Consider the following 12,976-nt stretch of genomic DNA (forward strand, 5'->3'; position numbering starts at 1 on the left):
TGCCGATTCTAATTGTACATTTTTTCACACAATTTTTCAATAGTTTTCCGTGTTTTTATGCAAAAAAATCCCTCGATTTTCGGGGGATTTTTTTATATATCATACATATTCCGTCAGGCTTTTTAGTGAAAAAAGTCATGAAACACCTTGTTTGCGCACCATAAATAGGTGATTTTAACAATATTGCGATCTGCTGTCACAAAATAGTTATCCAAGACAAGTTCTCCAAGACAAAAAGTGACCTGACCAATTTTCTGCCCCTTTTTCACAGGTGCTGTCAAATTTTTCTCAATACGCAGATGGCAGGTAATCTTTTCCCCTTCTTTCAGAAGGATCTGTTTCTTTTTGTCAGAATCAGATGCCTGAATCCGGCCATTTATATATACATCTGCGAAACCTGTCCCAGTTTCTGTGAGAATTTTTCCGGGATTTTCCTTGTTTTCCTTGCCAGATTCTTTCCCGCTGCTTTCGTCAGTCCCGTCCTTTACTGGTATAGCCGGAATCTCCGGCTCCTGCCAATAGGTTTCCTTGTGAAAATTTGCTTTGCCATATTCCAGCAGTTTCATGGCATCTTTCCATTTATATGTCTTATTATTCGGCCAGCCGCAGCCAAGAAGGGAAATAATAAATTTTCTTTCCTCATTTTCACAGGCTGCCACATAACAATAACCCGCATTTCCTGTAAAACCGGTTTTTCCTGAAATGGCATCCGGAGTCATATCAAGAAATGCATTTGCATTATGGACGGAAAACTGACGTTTTCCTGTAATATCAGAAAAAGAATAATCCCTGGTCTGTGTGATATGAAGAAATGCTTTATTTTTCACAGCATAGCTCATGATCAAAGCCAGATCTCTTGCGGTAGTCTGATGAATGCCTCCTGCATCTGCACTGTCAAGACCGTTCGGCGTAACAAAATGAGTGTTCGTGCAGCCAATCTCCTTTGCTTTTGCATTCATCATTTTTGCAAACCCTTCCACAGAACCGCCAATGTGTTCAGCAATTGCCACAGCCGTATCATTATGGCTTTTCAACATTAAAGAATAAAGAAGATCTTCCAGGTAATACTGCTCCCCTTCCTTTAAATTCAGCTTTACTTCTGGTTGAGAGGCCGCATTTTCTGACACCATTACATAATCATCACCGGAGCCCTTTTCCAGTGCAAGGATACAGGTCATTACCTTTGTGGTACTGGCATTTGGGCGAGCTGTATAGCCCTCTTTTTCGTACAGTACCCGGCCAGAATCCCCATCCATAAGAACGGCGGATAAGGCATAGAGATTTCCAGGTCCGTCTGTTTCTTTCATATCAACAGCTGCCGGTATCATCTGCACAATGGAGCTGACAGCCTTTTTTTCATCTGTGCCAGTGCTTCCTGACACCTGGGCAGCAGTGCATAAAACAAGTACAAAGGTCAGTGTAAGACAAAAGAATCTGTATCTGCTTTTCATAGTCCACCCCACATTCCGTTTATAGTATTTTACGCGGACCTGTCCCAAACTATGCAAAGCTCACTCTACAAGTTTTGCCTGATAAAAAGAACAGGTATCTTACAGAAATACCTGTTCCTGAAATTGGTTCAATTTTCAATTTGTATATTATAGCTAACCATTGTAAGTCAGATTCCATCGCTCAGACAACAGCCTGTCCTCTTTGGAAAGCTGATACAGCTCCAGCAATTCTGCCGGTGCCTCTTTCACCTCTTTTTCAAACAATGTATTCAGCTGTTCCACAGGTTCCCTGCTGCCACCTGCCGGCTGAGCCATCATATAGTGATCGATCAAAGCAGACTGTGCTCTTCTTCCTCCAAGGCTGGAAAGCTTCGACAGACGCGCCCGTCTCGTCCCGCCATCGTCACATACCAGCAGATTTGTCATAAATTTCATCAGTTTAAGGCTCAGAAGAATATCTCCTGTTTTTACAAGAGGAAAAGCCTTGTGGATTTCCGCTGCATTTTTGCGTTTTGCTTTGATACAATCAGAAGGATAAAAGGCATATGGATTTTTCCCATTTTCTTCCATAAGGAAGCGGTCAAATTCAATTTCCAGAAGGCTGTGGGAAATCCTGCCCTTATCATTCATTTCATTTACAAAAGGATGACAGGAAGAGTCCAGAAGATAATGACAGCCAAAGCCAAGAAGATAGGCAAGAAGTGCCTCATCACCAGTCTCTCTGACCTGCGCCATTCCCTGGGTAAAAAATGCCCGGGCTTTTTCTTTGTGCATACGGTATCCTACACTGCTTACGTGATTCTTAAAAATAAAATAATAGAAGAAAATATCCGGTCCGTGAAGACCGATCCGATACAGTTCACCGTTTTTCCGAATAATTTCTTTCAATTGATCGGGCAATTGCCTGTATACTTTCTGACCAAACAAATCATGTGCATATGTTGTGGGCATTTTTTCTCTCCTGTCTTATCGCCTGCAGTTTATCTGCGGCTTACTTGTCCTGTCTTATATATCCAGCTTCAGCTGTACTTCCTCTTCTGCCTCAGCCTTAAAATCCGCCATTTTTACCGGATCCACAGCCGGCAGCTCTTCCAGACCCTGAACACCAAATGTGCGAAGAAATTCTTCTGTAGTGCCGAAAAGGATCGGCCGTCCAGGTGCATCAAGACGTCCAAGCTCCTTTACCAGATTATACTCAACCAGCTTATTTACTGCATGATCGCTTTTTACTCCCCGGATCTTTTCAATCTCAGCTTTTGTCACAGGCTGCTTATAGGCTATAATAGACAGCGTTTCCAGCATAACATCTGTAAGGGCAGGTTTCTTAGGCTGCATGGCAATCCGGATCAGACAGCCATAGTAATCCCGTTTGGTGCACAGCTGATAAGAGCCCTCCAGCTCAATGATCTGGATTCCCCTTCCCTCATCCTTATATTTATCCATCAGATTATGGAGTAGTTTTTCTGTCGTTGGCTTATCCTGCTGGATTGCTTTCGCAATCTGACCTAATTCCACAGATTCACCCATCGCAAACAGGATTGCCTCAACGGCACCTTCTAATCGTTTAATTTCCATACACTATCCTTCTTCCTCTGCAAATTCTGTCAGATTCTTCCAGGTTTCCGGCTCTGTCACAACATTGATCTGAATGTCATCAAAAATCTCTTCCTGAACCACATGAATGTGTCCCATTTTTATCAGTTCCAGCACGGAAAGGAAGGTAACGATTACCTGTACTTTGGAACACTGCTTTTTCAACAGGTCCCGAAAGCTGAATTTCCTGTGAGTCTTTGCAAATTCTTTCATCTCCAGCATTTTATCAGAAAGACTGACTTCTTCCTTCTCGATTTTTCCAAACTGACTTCGGATAGGGTCCCGTCTGTCGTCCTGCCGCCTGATGATCGACTGGTAAATGGCGTTTAATTTCTCAAGAGTAAGACCAGCCAGAAGTTCTGAGGGATCCACTGGCTCCCGATACTGAAGCACCTCCCTTGGCACATCCGGCTCACGGAAATAAACGCCGCTGGCATCGTCCATTTTGTCCTTCAGCTCATAAGACATATATTTATACATCTTATATTCCAGAAGTTTCTGAACCAGCTCCGCTCTGGGGTCCTCCTCTTCTCCTTCTTCATTGATTTCTTTTGGAAGAAGCATCCGGCACTTGATATCCAGAAGTGTGGCTGCCATGACCATAAACTCACTCATAACTCCAAGATCTTCTTTTTCCATAGCGTGAATGTATTCCATATACTGATCCGTAATCTCCACAATCGGTATATCATAAATATCAATTTTATTTTTATCAATAAGGTGAAGGAGCAGATCAAGCGGTCCTTCAAAAACATTCAGTTTTATGGGAATTGCCATGCGCTTTCCTCTCTCCCTTACGGTTTCATTTCTATAAAAATCAGCTCTCTTGGATTATGGATCCGAAGAGGCACTGTGTGTTCCCCAAGGCCTGCACTTACGATCATACATTTGCCATTTTTGTAAAAATCGCCGCAACAGTATTTTGGAAAAGGTATAAACTGGGAACTGATGGCTCCCACATGTCTGGAAAAACGGAGCACACCGCCATGGTAATGTCCAGACAGAATCAGGTCGGCGCCCCAGCGGAAATAGGTTCTGCCATATTTTGGGTTATGGGCAAGAAGAATATTTATGGCTTCCGGATCTGGCTTTCCCATAAGCTCTTCCATTTTTTCAGAAGTTAGCTTCGGGGAAAAAGGCTTGTGATAGTATTCCAGTGGAAGTTCCAGTCCATTTACCACAAAGGAATTGCCAGCCAGAACAACTTTGCTCTTCTCATTTGCCAGAAAACAGATTCCTTTTTGTTTCAACTCTGCCTGATATTTCAGGTACTCATTCCGATAAAGGTGCCCTTTGGCTTTCATTTTGGTTTCGTGGTTTCCCATGGCGTAAAAGATGGGGAAATTCTTCGCCAGTGTACAAAGCAGTTTTCTGGCAGTTTCCAGGGTGAAAGGATCCATCCGGACCACCATGTCTCCGGCAAGAAGAATGGCATCGGGGGCATTTTCCTGGATTTTTTTCAGCAAAGCACTATTCTCTTCGCCGAAAATGCTTCCGTGAAGGTCTGCAAGAACAGCAAAGCGCACGCTTTTTTTTATTTTCGGGTTATGGACTTCATAGGTTACAATTCGAAATTTTTCCATAAATCTCCTTAAATACTTTGTAATTTCCAGAGCGTGTTTGAAAAAGGCCTTCTGCAATCTGCACGCCCCAGGCCCTGCTTACTTTCCAAATCCACAATTGGGGAAGGTACAGACTTTGCAGCTCAGGCAGAGACCGCCTTCTCCGTATGCAGCAACTTCTTCCGGGAAAATTTCATCGTCTGCCATGATTCTTGGCAGAACCAGGTCAAATACAGTACGCTTCGCATACATGACACATCCGGGAAGGCCAAGGATCGGAATGCATTTGCCCTCTTTCTCATAGTAAGCGATGAGAAGCATGGCTCCTGGCAGTACCGGTGCACCGTAAGTAACAACTCTGGCTCCTGTATCACGGATTCCTCCAGGTGTACGGTCATCTGGATCTACACTCATGCCGCCGCTGCAGACTACCATGTCTGCACCCTGGTTAATAAATTCCATAATGTCGTCTGTGATCTGTGCCTTGTCATCTCCTGGAGTCGTCTGACCGATCACCTCAGTGGGGTACTCAGAAAGCTTTTCTTTTAATACAGGGGTAAAAGTATCCTGAATCAGACCTTTTTTTACCTCGCTTCCAGTTGTAACGATTCCAACCTTTTTAAAATGATAGGGAAGAATGGAAAAAATCGGTTCCGGGCCAGCGGCTTCCACAGCTCTGTCCATTTTTTCTTTTTCGATTACAAGAGGGATGATCCTGGTGCCAGCCAGTTTATCTCCTTTTTTTACCGGGAAGTCCCCATGGCGGGAAGCAATCATCATCTCCCCCAGAGAATTCACTGCCAGAAGGGCATCTCTGCGGATTTTCAGAACTCCGTCCTCGTCTGCTACCAGTTCGATCTTGCCTTCTTTCACATCAGTTCCATGCATGGAATCTCCTGCACAGATTTTATACAAAATATCAGCGCCCTCATTTTCATGAAGAATTCCCTCTTTCTTTTCCCACACAAAAAGATGTTCTTTTCCAACAGAAAGGAGCAGCGGAATGTCCTCTTCTTTCACAATATGTCCTTTGGAAAACAGAACGCCTTTCTTCTCATCCTTTATAATCTGTGTAATATCATGGCAGAGGATCTGGCCTGCTGCGTCTTCGGTTCTTATTTCTTTCATTCTGCAATTCATCCTTTCGCATATAATTGCTGTTTACGATCACAATCCGGCTTTGCAAAGTTTCGCATATACGCCGTCCTTCTCCATCAGCTCCTGATGTGTACCTTCTTCTGCAATTCCATCTTCGGTCAGCACCAGGATCCTTCTGGCATTGCGGATCGTGGAAAGACGATGGGCGATCACGAAGGTGGTTCGGTCTTTGGCAAGACGTTCCAGAGATTGCTGCACTACCTTCTCACTTTCGTTATCCAGGGCGGATGTTGCCTCATCAAAGATCAGGATCGGCGGATTCTTCAGAAAAGCTCTCGCAATGGAAAGACGCTGTTTCTGTCCTCCGGAAAGCTTCACGCCACGCTGTCCAATGTCTGTGCCATAGTTATCCGGCATTTCCATAATAAAATCATGAGCATTGGCAAGCTTGGCTGCGCGGATGACTTCCTCGTCGGTAGCGTCCGGACGGCCATATCGGATATTTTCCATAATGTTTCCTGCAAACAGGTATACATCCTGCTGCACAATGCCAATCTGATTACGAAGATCCTTCAGTTTGATCTTTCGGATATCTTTTCCATCCAGATAAATGGCACCAGATGAAACATCATAAAATCTGGGGATCAGACTGCAAAGGGTAGTCTTTCCAGCTCCAGAGGTGCCTACAAGGGCAACATAGTCACCGGGCTTCACTTCCAGATTTACGTTAGAAAGCACTTTCTCATTGTGGTCTTCATAGTGGAAAGAAACATTTTCGAAACGGATATCTCCTTTTACATGATCCATAGAAACGGCATCCGGCGCATCCTCAATATCCGGCGCAATGGACATCATTTCCAGGAAGCGGTCATAACCACTGTAGCCGTTCTGGAACTGCTCGGTAAAGTTTACCAGCTTGGTAACCGGCTCTGTAAAATTGTTAATATACAAAAGGAAGGTCACAAGATCTGTGGCGCTTAAATCTCCTGCTGCCAGGAACATGGCTCCGGAAACCAGTGCAGTAACTGTGATCAGTGTGGTAAACGCATCCATGCCTGCATGATAACCTGCCATATAGCGGTAAGTCACACGCTTGGAATCCACAAAACGCTCATTTCCTTTACGGAATTTCTCAATCTCACGCTTCTCATTTCCAAAAGATTTTACCACACGGATTCCGGAAAGACTGTCCTCGATCTGGCTGTTGATCTCGCCCATGCGCACACGGTTTTCCTTAAATGCACTTTTCATCTTTTTATTATAAATCAGTGCATAGATCAGCATAATAATTACAACTGCAAAACACAGCAGCGCCATCTGCGGCTTTACATTCATAAGAATGATCAGTGCTCCGAACAGCTTGATCACTGAGATCAGAATATCCTCCGGTCCATGGTGGAGAAGCTCTGTAATATCAAAAAGATCACTTGTGATCCTGGAAAGAAGCTGACCGACCTTCTGATTATCATAAAATGCAAAAGAGAGTTTCTGGTAATGGCTGAATATCTCGTTTCGCATATCATGCTCAATGTAAGCCCCCATCATATGTCCATAATAGGTGATAAAATAACGACTTCCAAGCTGCACCAAGATCAATACCAGCATTCCCACCCCGATTTTCAAAATCATGGTCTTCGCTTCAGCCGCTGGCATTTCACTTATGGAATTCATAATATAACGAACCATCAGTGGAATGACAAGTGTCACTGCAGCCCCAAGGAATGCAAAAAAAAGATCTGCAAAAAACAGTCCCTTATATGGTTTATAATAGCCTGCAAGCATCTTTAATCTGCCAGGCTGTTTTTTCTCTTGTTTCATATGATTCTCCTCCGCTTTTGCTGCTATATTTTTGTAAGACATCAGCAAAAATTTTCATACAGAGTTTATTATAAACCGACGAGGACTATTTTGTCAAAATGCTTCTGTAATTATTTTCTCCAAACAGTTTTTATAGGTTGCTTTTTCTATGGTTTCAGTGAAAAGAATGTTGATCTCGCCAAGCTTTTGCCCATCTCTGTAGTATTCCAGAGTACCAGCAGTTTCGCCCTTTTTCACCGGAGCCTGCACCTGGGTTTCCAAATTCAGTTTCCGTTCCACTTCGCCTATGGTTTTGCCGTCGGTGCTCAGATACTGGAAGTTCTTTTCATATTTTACTTCTGTGGTAGGTTTGGTTCCTTTTCGGACCTCTATCTGGGGAAGCTTTTCGGGATTTTCATCCGTGTAAAAGCTGCATTTGGAAAAACCGTAGTTCAGCATGGCAGCGGCGTCCTTGAAACGAACTTTGTAATCGGGTGCTGCCATAACTACAGAAATCAAGGTAATGTTATTTCGGGACGCCACAGCAGATACGCAATACTTTGCCAGACTGGTACTTCCAGTTTTCAGACCGATGCATCCGTCGTAGCTGCGAAGGAGCTTGTTAGTGTTCGTTAAGCAGAACTCTTTGGAGCCTTGTCTGGTCACATGAGTAATATTTTCCATCCATATAGAGGAGTATTCCAGAATCTTCGGATATTTGGTGATCAGCTCCCGGCTCATAATGGCAATGTCCCGAACAGTTGTGTAGTGATCTGTGGATTCTGTCAATCCACAGCAGTCTACAAAATGGGTATTCTCCATTCCAAGCCCTGCTGCCCGCTCATTCATCTGCCGTACAAATTCCTGCTCGCTGCCTCCAATATGCTCTGCCATTGCTACACTGGCGTCATTTCCAGAGGCGATCACAATGCACTTGATCATAGTCTCCACGTCCTGGGTTTCTCCTTCCTCCAGAAATACCTGGGAGCCACCCATAGATTTCGCATAGGCACTGGTGGTTACCAGATCATCCATTTTCAGTGTACCATTCTCCAACGCATCGAAAATCAGGATTAAAGTCATAATCTTTGTAATACTCGCCGGACTTCGCCTGATATCCGAATCTTTTTCGTAAATTACAGTGCCTGTACTGGCCTCCATTAAAAGAGCAGAAGGTGCCTGCACAAGCGCATCATCAAATACTGCTGGCTCCGTGGTTTTTTCTTGTTCTTCCTGGGATGCAGCGGTATTATCACTTGTAAAATTTTCTGCCCTTTCATTCAACGATATATCTGCTTCCCCATATACAATCCGACAGCCAGGTCCCACCATGAGACTGGCCAGCAAAATTGGTAAAACCGCCTTTCTTATTGCCTTTCCAAGCATAGGATGTCTCCTCAAAAATAAGTTCTATTCTATTGTAAAGCGGTCACCATAATTTTATTACTATAATCTCAGAATGCAAAAACAACATCAATCTGCAAATATTTTCATGACTTCTCCACGTAAAAAAGTGGAGATTATGAATTTTCTTCCTCATCTTCCAGAATCCGCAGCCCGGCGGTGCTGGTTACGGGGAGGGAAAATACGATGGTTCCTGCTTTGGAGGTAAGACCGGCTTTTTCCATGATAGCACTCATAATGGCATTTTTCTGCTCTGATTTTGTCACAATGAAAATCACCTCTTTTTCGGAAACCAGGGAAACGCCAAGAAACTGTTCGGCACGCTTCATTCCTACCCCTTTTCCGTGAAGAACCGTACCGCCGGTTGCGCCACCCTCCTCTGCTGCTTTCATCACCTGGGTGTTATATCCGTAATTGGCAATTGCCACGATCAGTTCATGCTTTGTCTCTTTCAATGTACCTTCCTCCTCTCTTACAAACTCCTGCCCCTGAATGAGAAATCCCAGTTCCCGCTTGCCGCCAATGCTGCTCATGGGAATGGTAAACACGATCCCGGTTCCGGGCACATCGATCCTAAGCTGATTCTGCAAGCCCTTTTTCACCTTTTTCCAGGTGGCTGCTGTCACAAAGTGAAAACAGATGCTTTTCTCATCATCTTCTAATCCCATATAGTCAAGGATGGAGCTCGAGGCAGTTCCCATACCAAGGGAAATCGTTCCTACTTCTATCTGATTTTCCCGGTAAAATGCTGCAAATTTCGACATGTATTTTCGGTTGGTGATGGTAACCATCATGTATAATTCGCTCATAGATGATTCCTTTCTTTGCAAATTTTAACACTGTTCATAATCTCTCCTGAGTGTACCCAATCATCATTCCTATAATCTGTACTTCCACTTTGTGCTACACAAAAATGGCATCTATTAGGTGTTCCTAACTATAGTTGTTCATTTATAATGTGTTTGAGTCAACACTCAATCCCTATTTTCTTAATTTTCTATAACTCTATAATTTCTGTGTCTTCCAGTTCTTCAAACAGTTCCGCCACTGGTATAGCTTCCACTGGTATTTTGTTCGCAGGCAAATTCTTCCCCTTGCCTCCAAGCTCGCCGCCTTTTACCCGGTAAACCAAGCCTAGCACCTGCAAAGTAATAAGCGGCGTCATAGCAACCATTGCCACTACGCCGAAGGCATCTGTCACAATGTTTCCTCCCACAGCTTCACAGGCTCCCTGTGCCAGAGGAAGGAGAAAGGTTGCGGTCATAGGTCCTGAGGCAACACCACCGGAGTCAAATGCAATGGCAGTAAAAATTTTGGGAACAAACAGGCTGAGGATTAAGGCAATGGCATAACCTGGCACCAGAAAACAGAAAATGGAGATTCCAGTCAGCACCCGGAGCATGGAAATCCCAACAGAGACTGCCACACCCACAGACAGACCAATCTGTATGGATTTCCCGGAAATCGCACCGTCAGTCAGTTCCTCTACCTGCTTCATCAGCACATATACCGCAGGCTCGGCTTTTACAATAAAATAACCGATCACCATTCCAAGAGGCACAAGAATCCAGTTATAATGCAGATTTCCCAATACCATCCCCAGATAATTTCCAGCTGGGATAAAGCCTACATTCGCCCCGGTAAGGAACAGAACAAGTCCTATGTATGTATAAAATAAGCCGATACAGATTTTAATCAGCACAGTTTTATTCAATTTCAGCGAAACAATCTGGAAAATTCCAAAGAAAGCAACAATTGGGAAAAGGGATACAGCGATTTCTTTAAAATATTTCGGCAGTGCAACTGCAAATAATTTTCCCAGTTCTATCGAATTTTCCACTTCAGAAACCACTTCCAGCGCAGCGCTGCCTTCCGTGTGGTACAAAAGTCCCAGAATCAGAACTGCCAAAATAGGTCCAATGGAGCATAGAGCCACAAGCCCGAAACTATCATCTCCGGCATGTTTATCATTACGGATGGATGCAATACCAACACCCAATGCCATAATAAAGGGTACCGTCATAGGTCCAGTGGTCACTCCACCGGAATCAAATGCCACTGCCAGAAAATTCTCAGGAACAAACATGGCTAATACAAATACTAAAATATAGAAACTGAATAACAATGGCGGCAGCGCAATTCCAAAAAGGATACGCAATAAGGCCACAACAAGAAACGCACCAACACCAAGTGCCACAGATAAGATCAGCACCAGATTGGGCACAGAGGAAACCTGTTCTGCAAGAACCTGCAGATCTGGTTCAGATATTGTGATAATAAAGCCCAGAATAAAACCGATAATTATAATAAAGCCTAACTTTTTCGTGCGAAGCATACTGCCTCCCACATGTTCTCCCATGGGCGTCATGGATAATTCTGCTCCCATGGAAAAAAAGATCATTCCCAGGATCACAAGCACAGATCCTACCAGGAATTCCACCAGGATGCCTGGAGATAACGCAGCCACGGTAAAACCAAGTATAAAAACGATCAGTACAATGGGAATCACTGCGCTGATGGATTCTCTGGCTTTCTCCCTGGCTTTTTCCTTTAAGACGGACTGATGGGACTGAAGTTCTCTGATTAATTTTCTTTTTTCCACATATACCTCCATTTCTGAATATTTCACTGTAGTTGCCTGGAGCGTGTTTGAAAAGGCATTCTATCATCTATACGCCCCACTTCGATGCCTGATATGGATTATTGTAACATTTTCCCATGGGGTTCGTCATCTATAAAACAAATACATATTCTTAATTTTTTGTAAACTGCCTGCATAAACAAAAAACAACCAGAATTTAATATAGACTTAGCTATATTTCTTCCGGTTGTTTTACATCAATGTATTTTCAACAGATATCATGCAATTTCGGATTTTATCAGCCTGTGATCACACCACCGCCAATGACTACGTCTCCATCATAAAGCACAGCTGCCTGCCCTTTGGTAATAGCTCGCTGGGGCTCATCAAAAATGATGTGTACACTATGTTCTCCAGTAACTTTTACAGTTGCCCACTGCTCCTTCTGGCGGTAACGTACCTTGGCTTTGGCGCGGAATTCTGCCGGCGGGGTATCAAAGGAGATGAAATTAAAGTCTTCCACATCCAGTTCGCGATGGAACAAATCTTCATTATCTCCCAGAATCACGCGGTTCTCTGCCGGACAGATTTTGGTAACGTAAACAGGCTTGCCAGCTGCAATGCCAAGCCCCTTTCGCTGACCTACCGTGTAGCCAATAATTCCTTTATGATGCCCAAGCACATTTCCGTCTTTATCTGTAAAATCGCCTGCCGGATAGTCTTTTCCTGTAAACCGGCGGATAAATCCAGCATAATCCCCATCTGGGACAAAACAGATATCCTGGCTATCCGGCTTATCTGCGTTATAGAAATTCTGCTGGTCTGCGATCATGCGGGTCTGATGTTTATTCATGTCTCCAAGTGGAAACATGGTGTGTGCCAGCTGCTCCTGAGTAAGAGAGTAAAGAACATAACTCTGGTCTTTTGCAGGGTCAGCCGCTTTTTTCAGAAGATACCTTCCATCTTCCCGCTGTTCAATTCTGGCATAGTGTCCGGTTACTACATAGTGACAGCCTAATTCTTCTGCGCGGTGGTAAAGGCTGTTGAATTTCAGATAGCGGTTGCAGTCAATGCAGGGATTGGGAGTCGCACCGTTTTCATAGGCTGCTACGAAGCGGTCCATAACTTGTTTTTTAAAATCTGCGGTGAAATTAAACACGTAATACGGGATTCCAAGATTATGCGCTACGCTCCTTGCATCCTCCACATCATCCAGAGAACAGCAGCTTTTTTTGCGGCTCACACCGGCATCTTCATTCTGGAAAAGCTTCATGGTGACACCGATGCAGTCATATCCATGCTCCTTCATCAGGTAAGCGGCCACTGAAGAATCTACGCCGCCACTCATGGCGATCAATGCTTTTTTCATATTGTCTGATTCCATATTTATACCTCATAAAAACTGAAAACTATTACTATTTAATGTGTTTAAGTCCCAGCCGACACACAGCATTTGGGCAATGTGTATTACTCCAGCGAGCCATTTCAGG

12 protein-coding genes are annotated in these 12,976 nt (G+C 43.9%); all 12 read right to left on the minus strand.

What is annotated here, in order from left to right; genetic code table 11:
- Positions 1-122 precede the first annotated feature (122 nt).
- The 12 genes from LIZ66_RS05055 to mnmA all read right to left on the minus strand — a co-directional run bounded on the left by LIZ66_RS05055 (position 123) and on the right by mnmA (position 12,870).
- Positions 123-1,451 (minus strand): D-alanyl-D-alanine carboxypeptidase family protein, encoded by a 1,329-nt coding sequence (locus LIZ66_RS05055; RefSeq protein WP_227200515.1) that lies wholly within the window; start codon positions 1,449-1,451, stop codon positions 123-125.
- Between the two features lie 153 nt (positions 1,452-1,604).
- On the minus strand, positions 1,605-2,402 hold the full coding sequence (locus LIZ66_RS05060; protein WP_195391622.1) for a zinc dependent phospholipase C family protein: 798 nt from the start codon (positions 2,400-2,402) through the stop codon (positions 1,605-1,607).
- A gap of 54 nt (positions 2,403-2,456) precedes the next feature.
- A complete protein-coding gene (gene scpB / locus LIZ66_RS05065) occupies positions 2,457-3,026 on the minus strand; it encodes an SMC-Scp complex subunit ScpB (RefSeq protein WP_118578031.1) in 570 nt (189 codons plus the stop codon).
- A gap of 3 nt (positions 3,027-3,029) precedes the next feature.
- Positions 3,030-3,821, minus strand: coding sequence for a segregation and condensation protein A (locus tag LIZ66_RS05070; protein ID WP_227200516.1), 792 nt, complete (start codon positions 3,819-3,821; stop codon positions 3,030-3,032).
- Between the two features lie 17 nt (positions 3,822-3,838).
- The gene (locus LIZ66_RS05075; protein ID WP_195391621.1) at positions 3,839-4,627 is read right to left on the minus strand and encodes a metallophosphoesterase; all 789 of its coding nucleotides are present in this window, start codon (positions 4,625-4,627) and stop codon (positions 3,839-3,841) included.
- Complete coding sequence (locus LIZ66_RS19835; protein WP_368356998.1) at positions 4,599-4,724, minus strand: DUF6783 domain-containing protein; 126 nt, start codon at positions 4,722-4,724, stop codon at positions 4,599-4,601. Before LIZ66_RS19835 ends, LIZ66_RS05075 begins: the two co-directional genes overlap by 29 nt.
- The gene (locus LIZ66_RS05080) at positions 4,706-5,734 is read right to left on the minus strand and encodes a molybdopterin-binding protein (RefSeq protein WP_173717744.1); all 1,029 of its coding nucleotides are present in this window, start codon (positions 5,732-5,734) and stop codon (positions 4,706-4,708) included. Before LIZ66_RS05080 ends, LIZ66_RS19835 begins: the two co-directional genes overlap by 19 nt.
- Positions 5,735-5,773: 39 nt before the next feature.
- A complete protein-coding gene (locus LIZ66_RS05085; protein WP_148461980.1) occupies positions 5,774-7,522 on the minus strand; it encodes an ABC transporter ATP-binding protein in 1,749 nt (582 codons plus the stop codon).
- Positions 7,523-7,615: 93 nt separating this feature from the next.
- Positions 7,616-8,887, minus strand: a complete 1,272-nt coding sequence (locus tag LIZ66_RS05090; RefSeq protein ID WP_227200518.1) for a D-alanyl-D-alanine carboxypeptidase family protein — start codon at positions 8,885-8,887, stop codon at positions 7,616-7,618.
- Positions 8,888-9,021: 134 nt separating this feature from the next.
- The gene (locus LIZ66_RS05095) at positions 9,022-9,714 is read right to left on the minus strand and encodes a P-II family nitrogen regulator (RefSeq protein WP_148461979.1); all 693 of its coding nucleotides are present in this window, start codon (positions 9,712-9,714) and stop codon (positions 9,022-9,024) included.
- A 188-nt stretch (positions 9,715-9,902) separates the two neighbouring features.
- Positions 9,903-11,519: a DUF1538 domain-containing protein gene (locus LIZ66_RS05100; protein ID WP_408611499.1), complete on the minus strand. Its 1,617-nt coding sequence runs from the start codon at positions 11,517-11,519 to the stop codon at positions 9,903-9,905.
- 265 nt (positions 11,520-11,784) lie between these two features.
- Positions 11,785-12,870, minus strand: a complete 1,086-nt coding sequence (mnmA, locus tag LIZ66_RS05105) for a tRNA 2-thiouridine(34) synthase MnmA (protein ID WP_226837743.1) — start codon at positions 12,868-12,870, stop codon at positions 11,785-11,787.
- Positions 12,871-12,976 lie beyond the last annotated feature (106 nt).

Source organism: Blautia faecis (assembly GCF_020554845.1).
Classification (GTDB): domain Bacteria; phylum Bacillota; class Clostridia; order Lachnospirales; family Lachnospiraceae; genus Blautia_A; species Blautia_A faecis.